This is a genomic window from Micromonospora sp. NPDC005553, from assembly GCF_042871765.1.
In the GTDB taxonomy this organism is placed as follows: Bacteria; Actinomycetota; Actinomycetes; order Mycobacteriales; family Micromonosporaceae; genus Micromonospora.
Genome location: NZ_JBIAJD010000006.1, coordinates 507,335 through 532,518, shown reverse-complemented (window position 1 = coordinate 532,518; position 25,184 = coordinate 507,335). Strand labels below are relative to the sequence as shown.

General features: G+C 73.0%; 24 protein-coding genes. 11 read left to right on the top strand and 13 right to left on the bottom strand.

Translation table 11 applies throughout. From position 1 onward, the window contains the following. Positions 1–85: 85 nt before the first annotated feature. On the top strand, positions 86–1,225 hold the full coding sequence (locus ACFYPG_RS26360) for an LPXTG cell wall anchor domain-containing protein (protein WP_355005269.1): 1,140 nt from the start codon (positions 86–88) through the stop codon (positions 1,223–1,225). Positions 1,226–1,301: 76 nt separating this feature from the next. Here ACFYPG_RS26360 and recG read toward each other — a convergent pair whose 3' ends face one another. Both recG and ACFYPG_RS26350 read right to left on the bottom strand, forming a co-directional pair. Then, the gene (gene recG / locus ACFYPG_RS26355; protein ID WP_387354199.1) at positions 1,302–3,500 is read right to left on the bottom strand and encodes an ATP-dependent DNA helicase RecG; all 2,199 of its coding nucleotides are present in this window, start codon (positions 3,498–3,500) and stop codon (positions 1,302–1,304) included. After that, complete coding sequence (locus ACFYPG_RS26350; RefSeq protein WP_387354198.1) at positions 3,497–5,110, bottom strand: DAK2 domain-containing protein; 1,614 nt, start codon at positions 5,108–5,110, stop codon at positions 3,497–3,499. Before ACFYPG_RS26350 ends, recG begins: the two co-directional genes overlap by 4 nt. Positions 5,111–5,463: 353 nt before the next feature. On the opposite strand from ACFYPG_RS26350, the gene rpmB reads away from it, so the two are divergent. After that, positions 5,464–5,655: a 50S ribosomal protein L28 gene (rpmB, locus tag ACFYPG_RS26345; protein WP_011905179.1), complete on the top strand. Its 192-nt coding sequence runs from the start codon at positions 5,464–5,466 to the stop codon at positions 5,653–5,655. A 164-nt stretch (positions 5,656–5,819) separates the two neighbouring features. Here the strand turns inward: rpmB and ACFYPG_RS26340 are convergent, their stop codons facing one another. Next, positions 5,820–6,257 carry a GNAT family N-acetyltransferase gene (locus ACFYPG_RS26340; protein WP_387354248.1) on the bottom strand — a complete coding sequence of 146 codons (438 nt, stop codon included), beginning with the start codon at positions 6,255–6,257 and terminating at the stop codon, positions 5,820–5,822. A 53-nt stretch (positions 6,258–6,310) separates the two neighbouring features. After that, entirely contained in the window at positions 6,311–7,300 is a 990-nt protein-coding gene (locus tag ACFYPG_RS26335; protein ID WP_387354197.1) for a thiamine-phosphate kinase, read from the bottom strand. Between the two features lie 96 nt (positions 7,301–7,396). Here ACFYPG_RS26335 and ACFYPG_RS26330 point away from each other — a divergent pair, with 96 nt between their 5' ends. Both ACFYPG_RS26330 and ACFYPG_RS26325 read left to right on the top strand, forming a co-directional pair. Continuing rightward, the gene (locus ACFYPG_RS26330; RefSeq protein WP_030487446.1) at positions 7,397–7,630 is read left to right on the top strand and encodes an Lrp/AsnC ligand binding domain-containing protein; all 234 of its coding nucleotides are present in this window, start codon (positions 7,397–7,399) and stop codon (positions 7,628–7,630) included. Positions 7,631–7,639: 9 nt separating this feature from the next. Beyond that, positions 7,640–8,323, top strand: coding sequence for a DUF3515 family protein (locus tag ACFYPG_RS26325; RefSeq protein WP_387354196.1), 684 nt, complete (start codon positions 7,640–7,642; stop codon positions 8,321–8,323). A gap of 55 nt (positions 8,324–8,378) precedes the next feature. On the opposite strand, the gene ACFYPG_RS26320 is transcribed toward ACFYPG_RS26325, so the two are convergent. Beyond that, complete coding sequence (locus ACFYPG_RS26320) at positions 8,379–9,479, bottom strand: D-alanine--D-alanine ligase family protein (RefSeq protein ID WP_091393084.1); 1,101 nt, start codon at positions 9,477–9,479, stop codon at positions 8,379–8,381. Between the two features lie 195 nt (positions 9,480–9,674). Then, positions 9,675–9,893 carry a hypothetical protein gene (locus tag ACFYPG_RS26315; protein ID WP_030335309.1) on the bottom strand — a complete coding sequence of 73 codons (219 nt, stop codon included), beginning with the start codon at positions 9,891–9,893 and terminating at the stop codon, positions 9,675–9,677. Between the two features lie 279 nt (positions 9,894–10,172). Between ACFYPG_RS26315 and ACFYPG_RS26310 the strand changes: the two genes are divergently transcribed. Next, on the top strand, positions 10,173–11,018 hold the full coding sequence (locus ACFYPG_RS26310; protein WP_091393087.1) for a helix-turn-helix transcriptional regulator: 846 nt from the start codon (positions 10,173–10,175) through the stop codon (positions 11,016–11,018). Between the two features lie 5 nt (positions 11,019–11,023). After that, complete coding sequence (locus ACFYPG_RS26305) at positions 11,024–11,224, top strand: DUF397 domain-containing protein (RefSeq protein WP_355005274.1); 201 nt, start codon at positions 11,024–11,026, stop codon at positions 11,222–11,224. A gap of 236 nt (positions 11,225–11,460) precedes the next feature. Here ACFYPG_RS26305 and ACFYPG_RS26300 read toward each other — a convergent pair whose 3' ends face one another. The 5 genes from ACFYPG_RS26300 to ACFYPG_RS26280 all read right to left on the bottom strand — a co-directional run bounded on the left by ACFYPG_RS26300 (position 11,461) and on the right by ACFYPG_RS26280 (position 16,483). Next, positions 11,461–12,510 (bottom strand): ROK family protein, encoded by a 1,050-nt coding sequence (locus ACFYPG_RS26300; RefSeq protein ID WP_387354195.1) that lies wholly within the window; start codon positions 12,508–12,510, stop codon positions 11,461–11,463. A 248-nt stretch (positions 12,511–12,758) separates the two neighbouring features. Beyond that, entirely contained in the window at positions 12,759–13,547 is a 789-nt protein-coding gene (locus ACFYPG_RS26295) for a putative protein N(5)-glutamine methyltransferase (protein WP_387354194.1), read from the bottom strand. Next, the gene (locus ACFYPG_RS26290; RefSeq protein WP_387354193.1) at positions 13,544–14,662 is read right to left on the bottom strand and encodes a cystathionine gamma-lyase; all 1,119 of its coding nucleotides are present in this window, start codon (positions 14,660–14,662) and stop codon (positions 13,544–13,546) included. The genes ACFYPG_RS26295 and ACFYPG_RS26290 overlap by 4 nt, the downstream gene beginning before the upstream one ends. 8 nt (positions 14,663–14,670) lie before the next feature. Then, positions 14,671–15,678: an NAD(P)H-dependent glycerol-3-phosphate dehydrogenase gene (locus ACFYPG_RS26285; protein ID WP_387354192.1), complete on the bottom strand. Its 1,008-nt coding sequence runs from the start codon at positions 15,676–15,678 to the stop codon at positions 14,671–14,673. Positions 15,679–15,745: 67 nt separating this feature from the next. Continuing rightward, on the bottom strand, positions 15,746–16,483 hold the full coding sequence (locus tag ACFYPG_RS26280) for a lysophospholipid acyltransferase family protein (protein WP_387354191.1): 738 nt from the start codon (positions 16,481–16,483) through the stop codon (positions 15,746–15,748). Between the two features lie 126 nt (positions 16,484–16,609). On the opposite strand from ACFYPG_RS26280, the gene cofC reads away from it, so the two are divergent. From cofC to ACFYPG_RS26255, 5 genes are read left to right on the top strand one after another with little or no spacing between them, the layout of a single operon-like run. Next, entirely contained in the window at positions 16,610–17,257 is a 648-nt protein-coding gene (gene cofC, locus ACFYPG_RS26275) for a 2-phospho-L-lactate guanylyltransferase (RefSeq protein ID WP_355005280.1), read from the top strand. A 58-nt stretch (positions 17,258–17,315) separates the two neighbouring features. Then, a complete protein-coding gene (locus ACFYPG_RS26270) occupies positions 17,316–17,513 on the top strand; it encodes a cold-shock protein (protein ID WP_030335323.1) in 198 nt (65 codons plus the stop codon). A gap of 54 nt (positions 17,514–17,567) precedes the next feature. Further along, complete coding sequence (locus ACFYPG_RS26265) at positions 17,568–19,928, top strand: RNA degradosome polyphosphate kinase (protein WP_387354190.1); 2,361 nt, start codon at positions 17,568–17,570, stop codon at positions 19,926–19,928. A 24-nt stretch (positions 19,929–19,952) separates the two neighbouring features. Then, a complete protein-coding gene (locus ACFYPG_RS26260) occupies positions 19,953–21,473 on the top strand; it encodes a CHAD domain-containing protein (protein ID WP_387354189.1) in 1,521 nt (506 codons plus the stop codon). Beyond that, on the top strand, positions 21,461–22,339 hold the full coding sequence (locus ACFYPG_RS26255; protein ID WP_355005283.1) for an NUDIX hydrolase: 879 nt from the start codon (positions 21,461–21,463) through the stop codon (positions 22,337–22,339). The genes ACFYPG_RS26260 and ACFYPG_RS26255 overlap by 13 nt, the downstream gene beginning before the upstream one ends. Before the next feature lie 12 nt (positions 22,340–22,351). Here the strand turns inward: ACFYPG_RS26255 and ACFYPG_RS26250 are convergent, their stop codons facing one another. Both ACFYPG_RS26250 and ACFYPG_RS26245 read right to left on the bottom strand, forming a co-directional pair. Then, positions 22,352–24,283, bottom strand: a complete 1,932-nt coding sequence (locus tag ACFYPG_RS26250) for an endonuclease/exonuclease/phosphatase family protein (RefSeq protein WP_387354188.1) — start codon at positions 24,281–24,283, stop codon at positions 22,352–22,354. A 163-nt stretch (positions 24,284–24,446) separates the two neighbouring features. Beyond that, complete coding sequence (locus tag ACFYPG_RS26245; RefSeq protein WP_387354187.1) at positions 24,447–25,130, bottom strand: HU family DNA-binding protein; 684 nt, start codon at positions 25,128–25,130, stop codon at positions 24,447–24,449. Positions 25,131–25,184: the final 54 nt, after the last annotated feature.

Below are 25,184 nucleotides of genomic sequence, written 5' to 3'. Positions count from 1 at the left end.
ACGCCCCGGTGAGCAGTGACTCCCCGGTCACGATGCCTCCCGGCCTTCCGCCACGCGATCCGTACCCCCCTCACCAGGAGCAGGCGTGAACCCTCCCAAGTCTCCGTTCCGGCGCGCCGCGGCCATCGCCGCGGGCGCGCTGATCGGCCTCGCCGGCGTCGTGACGTTCGCCGCACCCGCCAGCGCCCACCACAGCGAGATCCAGGTCAAGGCCGACTGTGACACCGCCACCGGCGAGTGGGTCGTCAACTGGACGGTGAACAGCTACGCCCCGGGCGGCGTGGACAACTACAAGTTCAGCGAGGTCTCGGCGAAGACGTACGTCGGCGAGACCGCCAGCGACGCCGCCATCGACGGCATCGCGGTGACCGAGGGCGACACGTACCCGCTCGCTGTCAGCCAGGCCGTGAAGGCCACCCAGCGCCTGGACGCGAAGACCACCAAGGCCACCCTGTCGGTGCGGGCCATGTGGGACAACGAGTTCGAGGACGACCAGCTGCGCTCGAAGTCGATCGAGTTCAGCGGCACCTGCGCCGCGGAGCAGCCGCCGGTGCCGGCGACCCCGAAGCCGACCGCCAACGTGGCAGCGGACTGTGACGGCGACGTCGTCGTCAAGCTTCAGAACGCCGAGGACGCCACCGCCCCGGCGAAGTTCACCATCACCGGTGCCGACGGCTTCACCAAGACCGTCACCGTGAAGGTCGGCAAGAACGAGTCGGTCAAGGTGCCGGCCAAGAACGCCACCGCCATCAAGGTGGTCGCCGACGGCGTGGACAAGCCGCTCTTCGAGGGCACGCCCGCCGCCGCTGAGAATTGCGTCGAGCCCGGCGAGCCGGCCGGCAGCTACAAGTCGACCTGCACCGAGCTGATCTTCGACATCGCCAACCCGGCCGACGGTAAGACGATCACCATCACCTTCACCCCGAACAAGGGCAAGGCCCAGACGCTGACCGTCGAGCCGGGCAAGAGCGGCACCGTCACCTTCCCGGCCCAGGAGGGTCTGACCGTGACCCCGACCGCCGAGGGTCTCGACGACACCAGCCCGATCGCCTGGGAGAAGCCGGCCGACTGCGCCCCGGGTCAGGGCGGCGGCAAGGACGAGCCCGCTCTGCCGCTGACCGGTGCCGCCACCGGCGGCATCATCGCCGGCGCCGTGGTGCTGCTGGCCGCCGGTGCCGCCCTGTTCGTGGTGGCCCGTCGTCGTCGGGTCCGCTTCACCGCCTGAACCAACCCGCTCTGACACCTGAGGGCGCGTCGACCACCCGGTCGGCGCGCCCTCAGCCATGTGATGGCCTGCGTGGTCAGCCCTTCTCCAGGTACTCCGCGCGGTCCTCGTCCACCAGTGCGGCCACCGACGCGGCCAGTGCCGGGCTGCGAGCCAGCTCCGGGTCGTCCTCGATCAGGGTGATCGCCTCGGCGCGGGCGTCGCGGATCAGGTCGGCGTCGCGCCGCAGGGACAGCAACCGCAGGTGCGAGCGGTGCCCGGACTGGGTGGCACCCAGCACGTCGCCCTCACGGCGTTGCTCCAGATCCAGTTCGGCGAGCTTGAAACCGTCGCTCGTGGACGCCACCGCGTCCAACCGTTCCCGCGCCGACGAACCCTCGGCCGCCTCGCTGACCAGCAGGCACAGCCCGGCGGCGGCACCCCGGCCGACCCGGCCCCGCAACTGGTGCAGTTGGGAGACACCGAACCGGTCGGCGTCCAGCACGATCATCACTGTCGCGTTCGGCACGTCCACGCCGACCTCGATCACTGTCGTCGCCACCAGCACGTCCAGGTCACCGGCCGCGAAGGAGCGCATCACCGCGTCCTTCTCGTCGGCCGGCAGGCGACCGTGCAGCACCCCGATCCGCAGGCCCCGCAGCGGGCCCTCGGCCAGCAGCGGGGCCACCTCGGTCACCGCCAGCGGCGGCCGACGACCGTTGTCGTCCTCGGCTGGGGGCTCCTCGTCGCTGGTCGGCCCATCACCGATTCGCGGGCACACCACGTACGCCTGGTGGCCGGCGGCCACCTCCTCGCGCAGCCGACGCCAGGCCCGATCCAGGTAGGCGGGCTTCTCGGCGGCCGGCACCACGTGCGAGGCGATCGGCGACCGCCCACGGGGCAGCTGGGAGAGCGTGGACACCTCAAGGTCGCCGTAGACGGTCATCGCCACAGTGCGCGGGATCGGGGTGGCCGTCATCACCAGCACGTGCGGCGGCTGGTCGGCCTTGGCGCGCAGGGCGTCGCGTTGCTCCACGCCGAAGCGGTGCTGCTCGTCGACCACCACCAGGCCGAGGTCGGCGAAGTCGACCCCCTCGTAGAGCAGGGCGTGGGTGCCGAGCACGATGCCGGCGGCACCGCTGGCCACCTCGCCGAGCGCCCGGCGGCGGGCCGCCGCGCCGAGCGAGCCGGTGACCAGCTCGACCCGGGTGGCGTGCTCGGCGGAGCCCAGCTCACCGGCCCGCCCGAGCGGCCCGAGCAGGTCGAGCATGCCGCGGTGGTGCTGGGCGGCCAGCACTTCGGTGGGTGCCAGCAGCGCGGCCTGCCCACCCGCGTCGACCACCTGGAGCATCGCCCGTAGCGCCACCACCGTCTTGCCCGAGCCCACCTCGCCCTGCAACAGGCGGTGCATGGGATGCGGAGTGGCCAGGTCAGCAGCGATCTCCACACCGACCTCCCGCTGACCGGCCGTCAGCTCGTACGGGAGTCGGGCGTCGAAGGCCTCCAACAGCCCGTCCGGGCGCGCCGGGCGGGGCCGGGCCGGCCAGTCGGCAGCCCGGTGCTTGCGCTGCACCAGGGTCACCTGGACGGCGAAAGCCTCGTCCCACTTGAGGCGCCGCCGCGCCTGGTGCAGCGCCTCCTTGCTGGACGGCCGGTGGATCTCGGTCAGCGCGACGCCCAGACCGACCAGCTTGCGGCTGGCCCGCACGGCGCTCGGCAGTGGATCGTCCGGCGGGGTGAACGTGTCCAGCACGACGCGTACGCAGCGCGCGATCACCCAGGTCGGTACGGCCGCGGCGGCCGGGTAGACCGGGATCAGCGCCCCGGCGAACTCCTCGATGTCGTCGCTGAGCGCCGCCTCGCCGTCGCCACCCTCACCGAGCAGGACGTACTCCGGGCCGTTGAGCTGCCGTTTGCTGCGAAACTCGGTGACCTTGCCGGCGAACAGACCCCACCGGCCCGGGCGCAGCTCGCGCTCCCGCCACGCCTGGTTGCCGAAGAAGGTCAACGTCAGCACCCCGCCGGAGCCGTCGCCGACGGTCACCTCCAGCAGGTTGCCCCGCCGCTGACGCATCGGGCGCACAGTGGTGCGCTGCACCTGGGCCATGACGGTGACCTGCTCACCGACGTCCAGTGAGCGGATGTCGGTGTGTTCACCGCGCTCGTCGTAGCGACGCGGGAAGTGGTAGACCAGGTCACCCGCGGTGTGCAGGTCGAGGTGCGAGGCCAGCGCCTTTGCTGTCTTGTCCCCGACCAGCTTCTTCAGCGGAGTGTCCACGGTGGCTGGTTCGCTCATTCGATCCCTACCAGGAGCGGATAAAACGGCTGGCCGCCCGGGTACGCGTGCACCTCGACGAACGGCCAGCGTCGCGCGACGTGCGCGCGGACGGCGTCGGTGAGCCCGGCCGGAGCGTCCACCCCGGCCAGCAGGGTGACCATCTCGCCGCCACCACCGAGCATCCGGTCGACCACCGCCGCGCAGGTGTCGGTGAGGTCGGTGCCGATCAGGTGCACCTCCCCCTCCACCAGCGCCAGCACGTCACCGGGACGGCACGGGCCGGCCACGGTCAGCGCCTCCCGGCTGGCATGGCAGACCTCGGCGTACCGGCAGGCGCCAGCCGCCTCGGCCATCGCGATGACGTCGTCCTCGAAACGGCGGTCGCCGTCGCGGACCGCGAGCGCCGCCAGTGCCTGCACCGGCGAGCGGGTCGGCACCACGCTCACCTTGATGCCGTGTCGATGGGCCTCGCGGGCGGCGGCGCTCGCCACCGCCTCGGTGTTGGCGTCGTTGGGCAGCACCACCACCCGGGCCGCGCCGGTGCCGCGGACGGCGTCCAGCAACTCACCGGTGGACGGGTTGCCCGGCACGACGGTCGCGCCCTCCGCGGCGAACAGGTCGGCGATGCCGCCACCGGTGGCCACCACCACCGCGGCCCGGCCGGCCACCACCGGGCCGGAGGGCGACTCCGGCTGGTCGGCGAAACGGGTGACCGAGATGCGGTACGGGCGGCCGGCGGCGACACCCGCCTCCACCGCCGCGCCCACGTCGTTGACGTGCACGTGCACGTTCCAGGTGCCTTCCGGCTCACGCCCGTCGCCGACGACGACCAGCGAGTCTCCCAGGGCGTCGAGGGCCCGCCGCAACCCGTCGACCGCCTCGGCGCGGGCGTCGAGCAGGAACTGCACCTCGTACGCGTACTCGTCCGAACCGGTCTCGCGGGCGACGGCGGCCGCCGGGCGGGCGGAGCGCGGTGCCGGTGCGGGCCGGGCGGCGCTCTCCCCGGTCAGCACCTCGACCAGGGCGTCGAGCAGCACGCAGAGCCCCCGGCCACCGGCGTCGACCACACCCGCGCGGGCCAAGGCCGGCAACTGCTCCGGGGTGCGGGCGAGCGCCTCGGCCGCCGCCCGGGCCGCGACGCCGGCCACCGCCGGCAGGTCGTCGCTGTCCGCGCCTTCGGCTGCGGCGGCGGCGGCCGAGATCACGGTGAGCAGGGTGCCCTCGACCGGCCGGGAGACCGCCGTGTACGCAGCGGTGGTGCCGGAGCGCAGCGCGGCGGCGAACTCCCGGCCACGCACCGCCGGCACCCCGGCGACCTGGTCGGCGAGACCACGCAGGATCTGCGAGAGGATCACCCCGGAGTTGCCCCGCGCGCCGAGCAGCGCGCCCTGGGCCATCAGCCGCAGCGCGTGCCCGTGCGCTGTCGGCCCGCTGTGCGGGAGAGTGTCCAGATCCATGGCGAGGGCCTGCTGCGCCGAGGTGAGAGTGAGCACCAGGTTGGTGCCGGTGTCGCCGTCGGGCACCGGATAGACGTTGAGCTGGTCGATCTCGCCCTGGTGACGCTTCAGTGCGGCCAGCCCGCTCGCGCACCAGCGGCGGACCGCGGCGGCGTCGAGGGTGTCCAGCACGGGCAGAAGCCTACTGGCGCGCACCGACACCCGTCGGACTCGTCCGGCGTGTCCTCGCCGGGCCCGGGCGGCGCGGGCCGCAAGCTCTCGGTGGCCCCGGGCGGCGCGGGCCGCAGGCTCTCGCGGGGCCCGTGCGGCGCTGGCCGCAGCGGGGACGAGCGCCTCCGGTACCCTTGCCGCCGGGCCGGCCCACCGTAGGGCGGACGGGCCCACGACCAGGCGTGAGCCGGGGCACGGGCGAGCGCCGGACCGGGCCGGTTGGCCGGGTCGGCGAGTCATCGGGTAACCTGACCAGGTTGCCCGGGCAGCACCTGCCGGCGACCTCATGAACGTATCAATCCCAGGAGTATCCCGTGGCTAGCGTGTGCGACGTCTGTGGCAAGGGACCGGGCTTCGGCCACAACGTGTCCCACTCGCACCGGCGGACCAACCGCCGCTGGAACCCGAACATCCAGTCGGTGCGTACCCCGGCCGGTGGCGGCAACACCAAGAAGTTGAAGGTCTGCACCTCGTGCATCAAGGCCGGCAAGGTCACCCGCGCCTGACGCGGTAGCACCCACCTTTCGTTCGGCTCAGCCGGCGGACCCCGAGGGTCCGTCGGCTCTGTCGTGTTCCCGGGCGGACGACGCCGCAGACCGCCCCGCCGAGGCCCGGCAGACCGCCCCGCCGGGGGCCCGGCAGACCGGCCAGTCCGGGCCCGGCGAGCAGGTCAGAGGGTACGGCCGAAGGAGACGCAGCCCTCCGCGTCCTTGTAGAAGCCGAAGTTCGGGATCCGTTCGTACCCGGCGGAGCCGTACATGGCGATCGCCTCGGGCTGCTTGTCGCCGCACTCCAGGACCACCCGCTTGCGACAGTGCTCGCGGGCGGAGCGCTCGACGGCCGCCAGCACCGCGCGGGCCACCCCCCGCCCCCGTGCCGCCGGGGCCGTGTACATCCGCTTCAGCTCCGCGGTGTCCGCGCCGTGGCTGCGCCAGCCACCGCAGCCGACCGGCTCGCCGGCCAGGTAGGCCACCAGGAACGCGCCGTCAGGCGGCTCGAACTCGGCCGCGTCCACCGGGGTGTCGTCGCCGGTGCCGCCGTAGCGGGCACCGAGGTCGGCCAGTGCGGCGTGGATCAGGTGCTGTGCCACCGGTGCGTCGAACCGCATCGCCCGGATCTCGATCTCACTCACGGTATCCAGGGTACGGCCGCGGGCGGGCCTCACCGGAAGTGGTCCCAGCCGGCCGGGCCGTCGTAGGCGATGCCGTCCACCGTCACGCCGGCACCGTCGGTGACCAGGCCGATCGGCCGCCAGCCCGACGGCAGGACCACCGCCGGGGGGAAGGTCGCGGCCAGCGCGTGGTCGTCGCCACCGGCGAGGATCCAGGTGTACGGGTCGACGCCGAGTGCCTGCGCCGCGTCGGCCATCTGCCGGGGCACCTCGAACCCGTCGCGGCGTACGTCGATCGCCACCCCGCTGGCCGCCGAGACGTGCCCGAGGTCGGCGAGGAGTCCGTCCGACACGTCGATCATGGAGGTGGCGCCGAGCTGGGCGGCTTGCGGGCCGGCCTGGTAGGGCACCTCCGGCCGCCGGTACGCCTCGACCAACAGCCGGGGCGTACGGAAGCCCCGGGTCAGCACTGTCAGCCCGGCTGCCGCGTACCCGGTGCGTCCGGCCAGAGCGAGCACGTCCCCCGGTCGGGCGCCCGAGCGCAGCACGGGCGGACGGCCCGCCAGGTCGCCCAGCGCGGTGACCGCGACGGTCAGCGTGGGACTGGCCGACATGTCCCCGCCGACGACGCTCGCGCCGACCGTCGCCGCCTCCGCGGAGAGCCCGTCGGCCAACTCCTCCGCCCAGGCGGTGTCCAGGTCCGCCGGCATGCAGAGAGCGACCAGCAGGGCGGTCGGCGTGGCACCCATCGCCGCGATGTCCGCCAGGTTGGCGGCTGCCGCCCGGTGCCCGACGTCACGGGCCGAAGACCAGTCCCGCCGGAAGTGCCGCCCGTCGACCAGCACGTCGGTGGAGGCCGCCACCCGGCCGTCCGGCGCGGCCACCACCGCCGCGTCGTCGCCCGGGCCGAGCAGGGTCGTCGGCCCGTACGACAGCCGAGCGGTGATCTTCCCGATCAGCCCGAACTCCCCGATCCCGGACACCCCGACGCCACCGCGGGCGTTCCGCCCGTGCTGTCCGGCCCCGCCGTGCTCGCTCACCGCTGCTCCTTGACCACCGATAGGGATCAGACCTGGTCCGTAAGGTAGTTTCACCCTTCGGGCCGCTCCCGGGCGGCGACGGACGGAGGTCGAGTCGTGGTACAGGCGTACATCCTCATCCAGACCGAGGTCGGCCGCGCACGTGACGTGGCGGGTCTCATCGCGGACATCCCCGGCGTGGTACGCGTCGACGCCGTCACCGGGCCGTACGACGTGGTCGTCCTCACCGAGGCGAACACCGTCGACGAGCTCGGCAAACTCATCGTCAGCAAGGTGCAGATGGTGCCCGGCATCACCCGCACCCTCACGTGTTCGGTGGTGCGGCTGTAAGTGGACGAGATGACGACCTCCTCCTCGGCTCTGGACGACGGCGGGGCGCGCGACGCGGCCGACGGGACGTCCGAGCCGGCTGACGGTAACCGCGAGTCGACCGATCCCGCCGCCGCCGCGCCGGCCGGCCGTGATCGGACCATGCGTGGCGCGGCCCTGCTGGCCACGTTGATCGCGCTGCCGATCACGCTGCTGGTGGCCGTGCTGGCCTTCAGCAAGCTCAGCCCGAACGCGCCGGCCGCAGCGCCGACGCCCTCCGCGACCACCGCCCGGGTGCAGTCCACCACCCCGGTGGAGATGGCCGCCCCGGCGCTGGCCGCCCGCCCGGCCACTGTCTGCCGGGCCCTGCTCTCGCAGCTTCCGGCGAGCATCCGCGACCTGGCCCAGCGGCCCGTGACCGCCGGCCCGGAGCAGAACGCCGCCTACGGCGACCCCGCGCTGACCGTGGCCTGCGGCGGCACCGAGCCGACCTTTCCCAGCACCGACGAGGTCTGGACGGTCAACCGGGTCTGTTGGCACCTGGCCGATCAGGCCGACGCGGCGGTCCTCTCCACTGTCGACCGGGAGACGCTGATCACCGTGCGCATTCCGCGCTCGTACGAGCAGCCGTTGCAGTGGTTGCCGACGATCTCCAGCACGATCGTGGCGAGCGTGCCCTCCGGCGGCGCGATCCCGTCCGGCTGCCAGCGCTGAACCCGAACCGACTCCGCCCGCGCCGGTCAGCCGGCGCGGGCGGGGTTCGGACGATTCAGTGCAGGCCGACGCCGCGCCGCTGGGCAGTACGGATCAGCCGGTTGACCAGCTTCGGGTACTCCAGGCCGGAGGCCGCCCACATCCGCGGGAACATCGACGTCGGGGTGAAGCCGGGCATCGTGTTGATCTCGTTGAGGTAGACGTCCAACTCGGGAGTGACGAAGAAGTCGGCCCGGGCGAGACCGGCGCAGTCCAGCGCGGTGAACGCGCGGACCGCGTACTCCTGCACCTGGCGGGTCACCTTCTCCGGCAGGTTGGCCGGGATGTCGTACTCGCAGGAGTCGTCGAGGTACTTCGCCTCGAAGTCGTAGAAGTCGTGGTCGGCGACGACCCGCACCTCGGCCAGCACGGACGCCTCGGGCGTGCCACCTGCCTCGCCCTCCAGCACACCGCACTCGATCTCGCGGCCGACGATCGCGGCCTCGATGATGACCTTGGGGTCGAACTGCCGGGCGGCGGCGACCGCCGCATCAAGCTCGGCCCAGTCGGTGACCTTGCTGACGCCGAACGACGAACCGGCCCGGGACGGCTTGACGAAGACCGGCAGGCCGAGCCGCTCCTTGTCCTGCTCGCTGAGCGTCATGCCGTTGCGCAGCACGGCGTACGTGCCGACCGGGATGCCCTCGACGGCACAGAGCTTCTTGGTGAACTCCTTGTCCATGGCGGCCGCGGAGGCGAACACGTTCGCCCCGACGTAGGGGATGCCGGCCATCTCCAGCATTCCCTGGATCGTGCCGTCCTCGCCGTAGGTGCCGTGCAGCACCGGGAAGACCACGTCCACGTCGGCCAGCGCCCGGGGGCCCTCGGTCGGGTCGAGCACCATCAGTCCGTTACCGGTGGGGTCGGCGCGCAGCACGATGTCGTCACCCGAGTCGGCGGTGATCTCCGGCAGCTGACGGGCGTTGATCGCGAGCTGGGCGGGGTCTCCGTTGGTCAGCACCCACTGGCCGGCCCGGGTGATGCCCACCGGCACCACCTCGAACTCGTCCGGGTCGAGTGCGCCGAACACGCTGCCGGCGCTGACGCAGGAGATGCCGTGCTCCGGGCTGCGTCCGCCGAAGACGATCGCCACGCGGGTCTTGCCTGGGGTGGTCACTCCGGTCACCTCTTCGTACGCGACTGCGGCTGGTCGTGCTCGCCGGTGGCGCTCACCCGGTTGACCTTACTGTGCGTGGCCGCGAGGCGAGGCGATACCCGGCGAGCCACGGGACGACACGGCAAACAGTCAGGAGAGGATATACGGTGCGTAATCGGACGGTGGCAGTGTCACGGACCGCCGACCTGGGGCTGTTCAGTCCCGGGAGTGCCGACGGCCGACCGCGATCACCTTCACCCGCTGCCGGCCGGCCCGCACCATCCCCAGCGCCATGAACGCTCCGGCGATGCGGTCGGCGGCCTCCCGGCTGCTGGCCCCGACGACCTGCCGGCGCCGTTCCGGCGCGACCCGCTCGTTGCGGTTGACGCCCTCGACGGGACGCACGTCGGTGAGCACCACGAGGAAGCGGGTCATCGCACTCCGCCCGAGGGTACGGCGGGGGGCTCCGGGCGGGTTCGCACGTCGTCTCCTTCCGGCGGGCCGGGGGTGGAGGGGCGGCACGCGACGATCGGGTACGGGGGAGAAACCCGATCGCCGCGCGCCCCATCCCCTCCGGTCGCTCACCACCACCGTCGCCACGACAACCGGCGGTGAGGACGCCATAACAGATTGACACGTGTACAGGCGTGAATGCAACTCCCATAGACGTTCTCTCATGCAGACGTTCCCGCAAATGTATGCGACCATCGATGTATGGCCCCCAAGACCGCCCGCGCCCGCCGGCTCGGCATCGCCCTGCGCCACCACCGGGAAGCCGCCGGGCTGACGCTGGAGACTGCGGCGGATGAGATCAACAGCACCCGCAGCACCCTCTCCCGCTACGAGAACGCCCAGACCCTGATCAGCCCCGCCACCGTGCGTGCCCTGCTCACGTCGTACGGGGTGAGTGCCGAGGAGGTGGCTGCGGCGGTGCAGCTCGCCAAGGACGCCCGCAAGCCCGGCTGGTGGGTGTCGTACTCCTACCTGCTGGATCCGCGCACCATCGACTTCATCGCACTGGAGGCCGAGGCGACCGCCATCGCCAACTTCGAACCCTCGGTGGTGCCCGGCCTGTTGCAGACCGCTGACTACATCCGTGGCGTCATGCGCGGCGGGCCGCACACCCTCGGCGACGACCTGGTGGAGCAGCGGGTCAAGATTCGGCTCGACCGACAACAGCGGCTCACCGCCGACCAGCCGCCCATCCTCGACGCGATCATCGACGAGGGCGCACTGCTACGGCCGGTCGGTGACCAGTCGGTGATGAACGGGCAATTACGGCACCTGGTCAAGATGGCCGAGTTGCCGAACATCAGCGTCCAGGTGATCCCGCTCTCCGCCGGCTACCACCGGGGCACCCGGGGTTCCCTGCACATTCTCGAGTTCGCCGACCCGGAGGACCCGATCATCGCGTCGGTGGAGACCGTCGCGGGTCAGATGATCCTCGACCGCGCCGGCGAGACGCGTACCTGCACCAAGATCATGGAGCATCTCCGAAGCGTGGCGCTCAGCCCGGCGGACAGCCGCGAGATGCTCCTGTCAGTCCTGAAGGGACGGTAGGACCGATGACCCCGATGATCACAGCGGCCTTGGCCGCGGCGCGCTGGCGCAAGAGCAGCCGCAGTGGCGACGAAGGCGCCTGCGTGGAGGTGGCCGCGATCCCGCGGCTCATTGCCGTGCGCGACTCCAAGGACCCGGCCGGCCCGGCCCTGCTGTTCCCCACGGCGGCCTGGGCCGCCTTCGCTCAGGCGCCACCGCAGCGCTGACCAGAGGTGCCGCCTGGGCCGCCATCGTGCAGGCGGCACCGCAGCGCTGACCAGAGGTGCCGCCTGGGCCGCCATCGTCCAGGCGGCACCGCAGCGCTGACCAGAGGTGCCGCCTGGGCCGCCATCGTCCAGGCGGCACCGCAGCGCTGACCAGAGGTGCCGAGCCGGTGCGGGCCGAGGCCCGCGCCGGCTCAGGCAACCAGCGGGCGGGGCCCAGGAACAACGCTCGCGCCGGCTCAGGCAACCAGCGGGCGGGGCTCCGGAGCGGCGCGTAGCGCCTCCAGCGCGGCGATCGCGACGCCTCGGGCGCCGGCCATGTCCCGATCCGGCACCAGGGCGAAGGTGGCCACCGCCGCCTGCTCCTCGCGGAGCACCGTGTGCTCGCGGACCGTCGCCAGGAACCAGTCGCGGAACTCCGGTGCCGCCTCCACCACTCCGCCGCCGACGAAGTACGCGTGCGGGTCGCTGAAGTTCGCGGCGACGGTGAACAGCCGCCCCAGCGCCATCGCCTGCTGGGTGAAGAGGTCCCGCGCGAGGGCATCCTCGCGCTCGCCGTACCCCCGGACCAGCTTTGCCGCCCGGGCCACCGGCTCGGCGGCGAGCGGGTGGTCGGGGTACCGGGTCAGCCAGTACGGCAGCAGGTTGCGTTCGATGCCGGTCAGCGAGGCGATGCTCTCGACATCTCCGGTGAAACCGCAGGCGCAGGTGGGCTCCGGCTGACCCGGACCGAGCAACCCGCTCAGCGGGATGTGCACGTGGCCCAACTCCCCCGCCATCCCGGCCGCACCGGCGATCACCCGACCGCTCTCGACCACACCGCCACCCAGGCCGGTACCGACGATCGCGGACACCGACGAGCGGCTCATCGCGTCGACGCCGAAGTAGACGTGGTGGGCGTAGAGCGCTGCCGCGTTGCCGTCGTTGTGATAGATCACCGGCAGCCCGAGCCGTCGCTCCAGTGCCCCTCGCACGTCGAAGCCTCGCCAGGCCGGCTGAGAGAAGTTGGTGGAGCCCCGCGACGAGATGACGCCGTCGGCGCTGGCCGGGCCGGGAGTGTCCAGCCCGACCGCCTGGACCAGGTCACGCGGCACGCCGGTCTGCGCCAGGGCGCCGTCCAACGCCTGGGCCAGCGCCTCGATCGCCGCCTCCGGCCCGGCCCGAACCTCGCTGGGGATCTCCAACAGCCCGTCCACCAGGAAACGGCCGTCCGCCGTCAGCACTGTGGCGTTGTTGCTGGTGCCGCCGTTGTCCAGCCCGACGACCACCGGCACCCCTGCGCTGCCCACCGAAACCGCCTCCCGCCGTCATGAGTGTGAGCCGAGGCTAGTGCCAACCCCTCTCCCCCGCCATGCCCGGGCGGCCCCGCCAGCCCCTCCCCGGCCAGAAAACGGACAGCCCGCCCGGGTCGATCAAGGAGTTGTGGTGGGGGACAAATAACGCATAGCTGCATCAACCAGGCACCACAACTCCATGATCGACGCGGGCCAGGGGTCGGGTTCCGGGGTTCCGGGGTTCGGGGGTTCGGGGGTTCGGGTTAGGCGGAGCGTCGGGCGGTCAGGGCGGTGGCGTCCAGGTCCTCGTCGTGGTGGACGGTGGGGATCAGGCCGGCTTCGCCGAACGCGTCGCAGAGGGCTTCGATCTGGGTGGTGCCGGCTTCCACCACCAGGTGGCCGCCGGGGGCGAGCCAACCGGCCGCGTCGACACCTACCCGGCGCAACACGGAGAGCCCGTCCGGGCCGCCGTCGAGCGCCACCGGGGCCTCGTGCAGCCGCGCCTCCGGCGGCATCAGCGCGACCGCGTCGGTCGGCACGTACGGGGCGTTGGCGACCACCAGGTCCAGCCGACCCCGCCACCGCTCGGGCAGCGGCGCGAAGAGGTCACCCTCGTACACCTCGACGCCCAACCCGACGACGTTGCGACGCGCACACGCCACGGCCGCCGGATCGATGTCGGCGGCGGCCAGCCAGCGCGGCGCGAGCCGGTGCGCCAGCGCGACGGTGGTGGCCCCGGAGCCGCAGCACAGGTCGACCACTGCCGGTGCCGCGCCGGTCAGCTCGGCAGCCATCTCGACCAGCAGCGCGGTCCGGGCCCGGGGCACGAAGACGCCCTCGTCGACCGTTATCCGCAGGCCACAGAACTCCGCCCAGCCGAGCAGGTACTCCAACGGCTCGCCCGCCACCCGACGGTCGGTCAGGTCGGCCAACGCCGCCGGGCTGCGCGCGGCGGCCAGCAGCAATTCGGCCTCGTCCTCGGCGTAGACGCAACCGGCGGCCCGCAACCGACTCACGAGAGCGGCCCGCTCGGTGGGGGAAGGAGACGTCAAGCCGGTCCGGCCACATCGAGCGCGGCGGCGATGTCCGCCACCAGGTCCGCGGTGTCCTCCGCGCCGCAGGAGAGCCGGACGAAGCCGGGAGCGGTGTCGTCGCCCCACTGCGCCCGCCGGTCCGCCGTGGTGTGCAGGCCACCGAAGGAGGTCGCCGCCGCCACCAGCCGGGCGGCCTCGACGAATCGGCCCACCCGGTCGGCGTCGCCCAGGTCGAACGAGAGCACCCCCGGTATCCGGCGCATCTGCGCCGAGGCCACCGGGTACGCCCTGTCGTCCGGCCGCCCCGGCCACCGCAGGCCGGTCACGTCCGACCGGTTGGCGAGCAGGTCGACGACCGCGGCGGCGTTCGCGCTCTGCCGCGCCAACCGCAGGTCGAGAGTGGCCAGTGACCGGTGGGCCAACCAGGCGTCGAACGCGCCCGGAACCGCCCCGGTGGTGGTACGCCAGGTCGTCACCGCGTCGATCAGCTCGGTGGACCGGCTGGCCAGATAGCCCAGCAGCAGGTCGGAGTGGCCGGTGAGCGCCTTCGTCCCGGAGGCGACCACCAGGTCGGCACCGAGATCCAGCGGACGTTGTCCGAGCGGGGTGGCGGTGGTGTTGTCCACAGCGAGCAGCGCGCCGGCGGCGTGCGCCCGCTCGGCCAGGGCCGCCACGTCGACCACGTCGAGGCCCGGGTTGGCGGGCGTCTCCACCAGCACCAGCCGGACGCCCTCGAACGACGGGTACGGCCCGACGGTCGGCGCGAACAGCACCCGGACGCCGATCGCCTCCAGCACACCGGTGGCGAACGCCCGGACCGGGAAGTATCCGTCGGTGGGAAGCACCACCGTGTCCCCCGGCCGAAGCAGGGTGAGCAGCAGGCCGGTGATGGCCGCCTGACCGGTCGCGAAGACCCGGCAGTCACCGCCCTCCAGCTCGCCGACCGCCACCTCCAACAGCCGACGGGTCGGGTTGTCGGGGCGGCCGTAGCCGTTCGGTGACGTGCCTTGACCCTCGAACGGGTCGAGGTGGTACGGCGCGGCGAAGACCGGCCCGGGCAGGAACGGGTCCCCCGGCGCCGGCTCGGGCAGGCCAGCGCGTACGCAGCGGGTGCCGTCCCCCCACTCGCTCATCGGGTTCCTCACTCGTACGACTCGGGTTTGGCGGTGCGGCTCATCAGGGTCTCCACGGCGAGCCGCGGGTCCATCCCCTCGTGGCAGATCCGCTCGACATGCTCGGTGATCGGCATCTCCACGCCGTGCGCCCGGGCCAGGTCGCGGATCGCCAGGCAGCTCTTCACGCCCTCGGCGGTCTGCCGGGTGGCGGTCTGGGCCTGCTCCAGCGTCTCACCCCGGCCCAGATGCTCGCCGAAGGTGCGGTTGCGGGCCAGCGGCGACGAGCAGGACGCGACCAGGTCGCCCATGCCGGCGAGGCCGGCGAACGTGATCGGGTCCGCGCCGAGCGCCACGCCCAGTCGGGCCGTCTCGGCCAGCCCACGGGTCATCAGCATGGCCCGGGTGTTGTCGCCGAAGCCCATCGCGGTGGCGATACCGTACGACAGGGCGATCACGTTCTTGACCGCCCCGCCCAGCTCACAGCCGATCACGTCGTCGTTCGTGTAGGGGCGCAGGTAGGGCGTCCGGATCGACGACTGGACGAGCGTGGCGCGGGCCCTGTTCGTTCCGGCGACCACTGTCGCGGCGGGCTGCTCGGCGGCGATCTCCGGGGCCAGGTTCGGGCCGGAGACGACGACCACCCGGTCCGCAGCGACCCCGGCGGTCTCCACGATGACCTCGCTCATCCGCTTGGTGGTGCCCAGCTCGATGCCCTTCATCAGCGACACCAGGGTGGAATCCGGGTGCAGGTACCCGGCCCATTCGGCGAGGTTGCCGCGCAGGGTCTGCGACGGCACTGCCAACACCACCACCTCGGCCCCGGTGATCGCCTCGGCGGCGTCGGCGGTGGCCGTGACACGGGCCGGGAGCAGCAGGCCGGGCAGGTACTCCGGATTACGGCGCTCGGTCCGGATGCTCTCGGCGACGGGCGCCCGGCGGGCCCACACCGTCACGTCCCGCCCCGCGTCCGCGAGGATCTTGGCGAACGCGGTGCCCCAGGAACCGGCACCGAGCACCGCAACGTGACCGCTCATGCCACCGCTCCGCTTCGCTGCGCGGCGGCCTGAACGGCACCGCTGCTGAGCCCGATGATTCGCTCGCTCATGCCGCGTCGTCCCGCTGCTCGCGGCCGACGGACGGTCGGGCCGGCCGCTCCCACAGTGGCGGCGGGGTACCGCCACGGATCTCGGCGAGCATGTCCCGCAGCCGCAACATGATGGTGTCCGTCATCTCTTCGAGGGTGTCCCGGGTCGGCGGGGCGTCCACCCACCGGCTCAGGTCGATCGGCTCCCCGGCGGCAACGGTCACCGGGATCCGGGGGCGCAGGCTGACACGGGTCGTCCGCGGGTCGAAGATCCGTTCCGGCCCCCACATCACCACCGGTACGACCGGGGCGCCGGTGGCCAGGGCCAGGCGGGCCGCACCGGTCTTGGCCTTCATCGGCCAGAGCTCCGGCTGTCGCGTGGTGGTGCCCTCAGGGTAGATCACGACCGCGCCGCCCTCGTCGAGCGCGGCGACCAGTGCGTCCAGCGAGCGGACGGCGTCCACGCTGCCGCGCTCGACCGGGATCTGCCGGCACCGGTGCAGGATCCAGCCGACCACCGGCACCCGGAACACGCTGGCCTTGCCCAGGTACTGCGGCCAGCGCCCGGAGTCGTAGATGAAGTGCGCGGACACCAACGGGTCGGCGTGGGAGATGTGGTTCGCCACGATGATCATGCCGCCGTCGCCGTGGAGATGTTCCTGACCACGCCAGGTACGCCGGGTCCAGACGGTCATCACCGGCTTCACCAGCCACACGGCGAACCGTTGCCAGAACCCCAGGCTCCGCCGTGCCACAGTGCCTCCTCGTCGCGCCCCAACCGCCGCGAAATCCCGCCCGCGACGCCCGCAGCGGAAATCATGCCTGCTCGCCCCCGGTACGGCCAGCGAGGGGCCCGCCGTACGGCTGGCAGGATTGCGGACGTGACTCAGCCGAGGTGGGCCGTGGTGGTGCCGGTGAAGCGGCTGGCCGTGGCCAAGAGCCGGCTGCGGGGCGCGCTGCCCGGCGTACCGCATGAGGAGTTGGCGCTGGCCCTGGCGGCCGACACGCTCCGCGCGGTGCTGGCCTGCCCGGCGGTCGCCGAGGCTCTGGTGGTGACCGACGACGCCCGGGTGGCGGCGGCGGCACGGGCCGCCGGCGCGGGGGTGCTGCCGGACGAACCGGACGCCGGCCTGAACGCCGCGTTCCGGCACGGGGCGGCCACTGCCGCCGCCGGGTGGGTGGCCGGGATCACCGCGGACGTGCCGGCGCTGCGCCCGGCCGAGTTGGCCGGCGCGCTGCTCGCGGCGCAGAACGGTCGACCCGGGGTACGCCGGTTCCTGCCGGACGCGCCCGGCGGGGGCACGGTGCTGCTCACGGCGGGGCCGGGTGTGCCGCTGGATCCGCGTTTCGGGGTGGGCTCGGCGGTAGCGCACGCGGCGAGCGGGGCGCTGCCGCTCGACGGGGACTGGCCCAGCCTGCGCCGGGACGTGGACACCGCCGCGGACCTGGCCGCCGCCGCCCGGCTCGGGCTGGGGCCGCGCACCGCCGCGCTGGTGGCCGCCGGTCGCCCGGCCCGCGCCGCAGGCTGAGCCGCCCTCTGGGCTGAGCCCGCGCCACAGGCCGAACCGCCCGGTGTACGGTGCCAGCATGCAGGGCACTGTGGCCAGCTACGACGCGGCGACGCGCAGCGGCGTCCTGCTGCTCGACGACGGCACCGAGATGCGTTTTCCCGCCCGGGCCTTCGACGCCTCCGGGCTGCGGCTTCTCCGGCTCGGGCAGCGGGTCCGCATCGACACGGATCCCGACGGCGAGGTTGTCCGGGTGACATTGCCGACGATGATCTGAGCCGGCGAGCCCAAGTTCATTTTGCGTTAACCGTAATCGGGTGATTATGAGCGGGTGAGCACCCCTCGCGAGCAACCGGCCCGCCCGCCCGCCACCGACCTCCGCAACGGCTCCCGTACGCGCGGCACCGATGGGCGCTTCCGCCCGTCCCGCGCCGAACGTGCCGGTGCCGCCCGCGCCGACACGCTCGCCGACGATCCCGGTGCCGCCTCCTCCGGGCTGGACGAGGTCATCGACCCCGCCCCGAAGGTCGAAGCGGACGGCCCCGCCGCCGGTGGCGTCCACCAGGTTCTGCCCGACGACCTGCCGACCCGTGCCGCGCCTGACGACGACGAGGCCGCAGCGCCCCCGCCGCTGCCCGAGGACCGGTTCCTCAACCGGGAGCTGTCCTGGCTCGACTTCAACGCCCGGGTCCTCACCCTGGCCGAGGACCAGCGCACCCCGCTGCTGGAGCGGGCCAAGTTCCTGGCCATCTTCGCCAGCAATCTCGACGAGTTCTACATGGTGCGCATCGCCGGTCTGAAGCGGCGGCTCTCCGCCGGCCTACCGGTGCGCGGCGGGGACCGGCTGCCCCTTCGTACGCAGTTGGAGCTGATCGCCGAGCGGACCGCCGCGCTGGGCGCCCGGCACGCCGCCTGCTTCGTCGACGACGTGCTGCCCAAGCTGGCCGACGAGGGCATCCGCATCCTGCGCTGGGGCGAGCTGGGCGACGGCGAACGGGAGCGGCTGCGCACCTACTTCCGGGAGCACATCTTTCCGGTGCTGACCCCGCTCGCGGTGGACCCGGCGCACCCGTTCCCGTACATCTCCGGGCGGTCGCTGAACCTGGCGGTGGCGGTCCGTGACCCCGACGGCGGTTCGGAGCTGTTCGCCCGGGTGAAGGTGCCCAACAACGTCCCCCGCTTCGTCCGGGTGGACCGGGACCAGCCGGGCGTCCGGATGCTGCCGGTGGAGGACCTCATCTCAGTGCACCTGGGGCAGCTGTTCAGCGGCATGCAGGTGGTCGAGTGTCACCTGTTCCGGGTCACCCGCAACGCCGAGGTGGAGGTCGACGAGGACCGCGACGAGGATCTGCTCCAGGCCCTGGAGCGGGAGCTGGCCCGACGGCGGTTCGGTCCCCCGGTCCGGCTGGAGGTCGCCGCGTCCATCTCCGACCACATGTTGGAGCTGCTCGTCCGCGAGCTGGACATGGACGACCAGGACGTGCTGCGGGTGCCCGGCCTGCTGGACCTGTCCGCGCTGTGGCAGGTCTACGGCGAGGCGGACCGGCCGGACCTGAAGGACCCGCCGTTCGTGCCGGCAACCCATCCCCGGCTCGCCGAGGGCGAGGTGCCGCGCAGCGTCTTCTCGACACTGCGCGACGGGGACATCCTGGTGCACCACCCGTACCACTCGTTCGCCACCAGCGTGCAGCGCTTCATCGAGCAGGCCGCCGCCGACCCGAACGTGCTGGCCATCAAGCAGACCCTCTACCGGACCAGCGGCGACTCCCCGATCGTCGACGCGCTCGTCGACGCGGCCGCCGCCGGCAAGCAGGTGGTGGTGCTGGTGGAGGTGAAGGCCCGCTTCGACGAGGTGGCGAACATCGGCTGGGCCCGCACGCTGGAACGCGCCGGCTGCCACGTCGTCTACGGCCTGGTCGGCTTGAAGACGCACTGCAAGACCGCGCTCGTGGTCCGGCAGGAGGGCAACCAGATCCGTCGCTACTGCCACATCGGCACCGGCAACTACCACCCGAAGACGGCCCGACTGTACGAGGACTTCGGCATGCTCACCGCCGACCCGGAGATCGGCGCCGACCTCACCGACCTGTTCAACGTGCTCACCGGGTACAGCCGGCAGACCGCATTCCGGCGGTTGCTGGTCGCCCCGCAGGGCATCCGCAGCGGCCTCATCGAGCGGATCGAGCGGGAGATCTCGCACGTCCGCCTGGGCATGCCCGGCCTGGTCCAGTTCAAGGTCAACTCCCTGGTCGACGAGGGGGTGACCGACGCGTTGTACCGCGCCTCCCAGGCCGGCGTCCACGTCGACCTGCTCATCCGGGGCATGTGCACGCTGCGCCCGGGGGTGCCGGGGCTGTCGGAGAACATCCGGGTCCGCTCGATCCTCGGCCGTTTCCTGGAACACTCCCGGGTCTTCCGGTTCGGCAACAACGGCGACGCCGAGTTCTGGATGGGCTCGGCGGACCTCATGCACCGCAACCTGGACCGACGCGTGGAGGCGCTGGTGCGGGTGAGCGACCCGATCGCCCGTGCCGAGTTGGACCAGGTGCTCACCGCCGCGATGAGCCCCGAAGTGGACGCGTTCGAGCTGTCCGGCGACGGGACCTGGACCCGGCGTACCGGCGATGACAACGCGGCCCGGGCCCATCTTCAGGAACTGTTGCTGCGCCGCGTCGGTGGCACGGCCAGCTGACCGCGCAGCGCATAGGCTGAGCTGATGGTCGAGGAGGAGCAGAAGTACGAGGTGGACGACGCCTACGTGCTGCCGGACCTGGCCGGCACGGCCCCGGCTGGCGGCCGGGTCCGGGCACTGCCACCGGTGACGCTTGTCGCCCGCTACCTCGACACCGTCGACCTGCGGCTGGCGCGGGCCGGTGCCTCGCTGCGCCACCGCAAGGGTGACGAGCTGCCCTGGACGGTGAAACTGCCGACCGGGACCCCGGGCGTCCGGCACGAGATCTCCCGCCCCGGGGCGAAGGGGCAGCCGCCGCCGGAGCTGGTGGAGTTGGTCACCGTCCTGCACCGGGGTGCGCCGCTGGCCCCGGTGACGGTGGTCCGCACGGTGCGGCACGCGTACGAGGTGTGTGACCGGGCCGGCACCGTCCTCGCCGAGGTGGTGGACGACCGGGTGACAGTGCTCGACGATTCCGGCACCACCACCGACACCTTCCGCGAGGTGGAGGTGGAGCTGAAGGCCGGCGACCGGGAGCTGCTCGACCGGGTCGGCGGGGTGCTGCGCGAGGCCGGCGCCCAGGGCGGGTCGTTCACGCCGAAGCACGTACGGGCGCTGGGCGCGACGGCGCAGGCCGATCCGGATCTGGTCGCGCCGGCAGGGTTGACCGCCGAACCGAACGCCGGTGACGTGGTGACCGAGTCGCTCCGTAAGGAGATCCGCCGGCTGTTGGCGCACGACCCGCTGGTCCGGCTGCGCGCCCCGGCCGCCGGTGGCGACACCGCGGTGCATCAGATGCGGGTGGCCTGCCGACGCCTGCGCAGCGACCTGCGCACCTTCAAACCGTTGCTGCGAAAGACCTGGTCCCGCCCGCTGCGCACCGAGCTGCGCTGGCTGGCCGACGTGCTCGGCGCGGCCCGCGACGCCGAGGTGCTGCGCGCGCGGCTGCGCCGTACCGCCGACGCCGATCCGCTGAGCCCGCTCGACCGGGGCGCTGTGGACCGGCTCGACGAGGTGCTCGCAGAACGGCAGCGGCAGGCGCTCACCGCCATCGACGAGATGCTGCGCTCCGCGCGCTACCTGGCCCTGGTGGACTCCCTGGTGCTGGCCGCCCGCGCGCCCCGGTTCACCCGAGGGGCGGCAGCGCCCGCCGCGCAGGCGCTACCCGCGCTGGTGGCCCGCCCCTGGCGGCGGTTGACCGGGCCGGACGGCGTCGGCGGGCTCGACGCGCAGTCGCCGGACGACCGCTGGCACGCCGTCCGCAAGGAGGGCAAGCAGACCCGGTACGCGGTCAACGCGGTGGCCCCGACTGTCGGCAAGGGCGCACGGCGGCTGTCCCGCGCACTCGCCCAGGTGCAGGACGTGCTCGGCGAGCACCAGGACGCGGCGGTGGCGGCGGACACCTGGTTGGAGATCGCCGCCGAGCGACCGGGCGACCACGAGCTGGCTGTCACCGCCGGGCGGCTGGCCGAGCGGGAACGCCAGTCGGTACGCCGGACGCGGGGTCTCCTCCCGGCTGCCTGGCACCGGGCCACCCGGCGACGGCGCACCAGTTGGCTGCCGTGACGGGCATCCGGGCAGCGGGCGGGGTGGCCTGGCGGCCGACCGACGACGGCGTACGCGTCTGCGTGGTGCACCGTCCCCGTTACGGCGACTGGACGCTGCCGAAGGGCAAGCTGGAACCGGGCGAGCACGCGATGGCCGCGGCGGTCCGTGAGGTGGCCGAGGAGGCCGACGTGCGGGGCGTGCCGCAGGTGCGGCTGCCGTCGGTGCGCTACCGCAGCGAGGGGCAACCCAAGCTCGTCGACTACTGGTCGATGCTCGCGGTGGCCAGCGGCGGTTTCCAACCGGACACCGAGGTGGACGACATCCGCTGGCTCGCGGTGGACGACGCGATCCGGTTGGTCAGCTACCCGCACGACGCCGAGGTGTTGGCGGCGTTCGCCGCGCTGCCGTCGGTGACAGCGACTGTCGCGCTGGTCCGGCACGCGCACGCCGGTAAGCGGGCCACCTGGTCCGGCCCGGACGTCGGGCGACCCCTGGACGCCGAGGGGTGGGCCCAGGCGAGCACGCTGGCCGGGCTGATCGCCCTGATCCGGCCGGCCCGGCTGGTGTCGGCGTCGCCGCGACGGTGCGTGCAGACACTCGATCCGGTCGCCGCGTTGCTCGATCTGCCGATCGAGGTCTGTGGCGACCTGGACGAGCCGCAACCCGGCCAGCAGGGCGACGAGCAGATCCTGCACACCGCCGCCCGGCTGCTGGAGTTGGCCGGCACCGGTGGGCAGTCGGCGGTGTGCAGTCAGGGCAAGGTCCTGCCGGGCGCCCTGGAGCGGCTGACCGGCCGCACCGATGAGGACTTCACCACGCCGAAGGGCGGAGGTTGGCTGCTCTCCTTCGCCGCCGACCGGCTGTTGGCCGCCGATCGCCTGTAGGGCCCGCCTTCGTCAGCGGGGCGGCAGGGTCACTGTCACCGCGACCGGCAGGTGGTCGCTGGCGGTGCTGCGCGGCGCGACCGGATCGCCGGGGGTCAGGCCGGGCGAGACGAAGATGTGGTCGATCTGCTGGCGCGGGTCGTCCGCCGGGCTGGTCGCCAGTGGTCGGGCGGCGGCCAACGCGTCGACCAGGCCGGCCTTGGTGAACTCCACGAACGCCTCGTCGCCCGGTTCGGTGTTCAGGTCACCGGCCACCACCAACGGCCGACCGGCCGCGTACCGGGTGGCGAAGTCGGCTACCGCGCGGGCCTGGACCACCGGGCCCTTGCCGGGTGGCGGCTGCAGGTGGGTGCTGACAACGGCGGTACGGACACCGTCGCCGAGGTCGAGCGTGACGGCGAGGGCCTGCGCGCCGGTGGGCGCGCCGACGGCGGCCAGCGGCAGGGTCCGCGGATCGTCCACCGGCCAACGGCTGAGCACCGCGTCGCCCCAGACCGGGTCGGCTGCCGGCCCGAAGACGTACGGCATACCGAGCCGGTCGGCCAGCAGATCCAGGGTGTCGTGCCCGCCGTTGAGCAGCCACGCCCGGTCCACCTCGCTGAGCAGCACCACGTCGGGCCGTTGCCGCTCGACCACCTCGGCGAGACCGGCCAGGTCGAACCGGCCGTCCAGCCCGAACCCCATCCGGATGTTGTACGCCACCACTGTCAACCGTTCCGGTGGGCCGTCCCGGTTGCTGGCCACCGGCACCTCGTCGGCGAGCACCGGTGCCAGCAGGGCCAACACGGTGACCGCCGCGGCGGCCCGGAGCGGCGGAAACGGCCCGGGCAGCCGGTCGCCGACGGGGCGGGCGGTGAACGCCACGGCGGCGATCAGCACGGCCACCACCACCGGCACCGCCGCGTTGGGGTAGCCGAGGTCGTAGGCCGAGTAGTAGCCAACCGCCCCCAGCGCGAAGACGAGCATCCCGGCGGCCACCGCGTACCCCCGCCGGGCGGCGCTGGTGCCGGCGCTCGCGGTGTCGGCGGCGGGCTGGCCGGTGTCGTCGGTCAGCGCGAGGCAGGCACCGAGGCCGACCGCGGCGAGGAGGATGGCCGGCAGGAGCAGGTCGCCCCGGTCGAGGGCGAACAGCACCGCGCCGCCGAGCAGCGCCACCGGGCCGTACGCCCGGCCCCACCCACGCGGCGGCCCTGTCAACGCGGCGCAGAGGAACCCGGCGACCGCCACCGGCACCGGCGCCAGGCCGAACAGTGGCGAACGAGCCACCCCGTCTCCAGCGACCAGGTACGACATTCCGGTTCGGGCCAGCGCCGGGGAGAGCGCCACCATCCCGGCCAGCAGCAGCGCCGGCCCGGCCAGCAGCCAGGCCCGGCCACCACCAGGGCCGACAGGGGCCTCAGCGGGGCCAGCGAGGGCGTTACCCGCACCGCCGCGCAGGCCGGGTTGCGCCGTGCCGACCAGGAACACCGCCACCGCGACGGCGCTGAGCAGCCAGGCCACCCAGTCACCCCGCCAGACCAGGTCGACGGTGTCCAGCACCGCGTGCAGGGCCGCGTTGACAGCGAACCCCAACGCCAGCCCCGGGACCGGACGGTCGGTGTCGGCCGCGACGCCGACCAGCCAGACCAACCCGGCGAGCAGACCGGCGGTGGCCAACCAGAGCTGCGTACGCCCGCCCGGAGCGGCGGTGAGTGCGAGCCGGGCAACGGCGAGCGCGACGGCGGCGACGACAGTGACCGGGCGGGCTCCGACCCGGCGGACCACGGCGGGTGCGCCCATCGCGAGCACGAACCAGCCGAGGGCGAACGCCCCCATCAGCTCGGCCGGGGTGGACGCCGCCTGACCGAAGATGGTGATGATGCCGGGCAGCCAGACCCGCAGCACGTCGATGAGGAGGAGCACGCCCAGCGCGAGCGTGCCGGTGGTGAGCTGTCGGTAGCGCACCGGCGCCCCATTTCCCGTCGACGGGCCGGCCCAGGGGTGGCCGGCACGGCGATTCTGCGCGAGCGGGCCAACCCGGTCAACGGTCCCCGTACGCCGAAGAAGTCGTCCTGGTACACCGAAAGGGCGCCCACCCACTGGTGGACGCCCTCGCGGTACCTGTCGGTCAGCGCTTGCTGGCCGCCTTCTTGGCCGGAGCCTTCTTCGCCGGCGCCTTCTTGGCCGCCGTGCTCTTGCTCGCCACCGCGGTGGTCTTCTTCGCCGCGGTCGACCGGGTCGCGGCGGTGGTCTTCTTCGCCGCTGTGGTCTTCTTGCTGGCGGCCGTCTTGGTCGCCGTGGTGGTCTTGCTCGCCTTGGCCGGGGCGGTCTTCTTGCTGGCGACCGTCTTGGTCGCCGTGGCGGTCTTGCTCGCCTTGGCCGGGGCGGTCTTCTTGCTGGCCGCCTTCGCCGTGGTCGCCTTGGTGCCCGCCGCCTTGGCGGTAGCCGCCTTGGTGCCGGTCGCCTTCGTGCCCGCCGCCTTGGCCGTGGCGGTGCTGGTGGCGGTCTTCTTCGTCGCCGCCGCGGCCTTCGGCACCTTGCCGCTGGCCACCATTTCCTTGAACCCGGCGCCGGGGCGGAAGGTCGGGACTGACGTCTTCTTGACCTTCACCGCCTCGCCGGTACGCGGGTTGCGCGCTGTTCGCGCGCCACGCACACGCTTTTCGAATGCTCCGAATCCGGTGATCGCCACCTTCTCGCCCTTGGTGACCGCCGCCTGGACCTCGGTGAGGACCGCGTCGAGCGCGGCCGTCGCCATCTTCCGGTCCCCCAGGCGAACGGCGAGCGCCTCGATGAGCTCGGCCTTGTTCACGACTTCCTCCCGATTGTGCAACTGACTCGTCGCGAGCCATTCTGCGCGCACGGT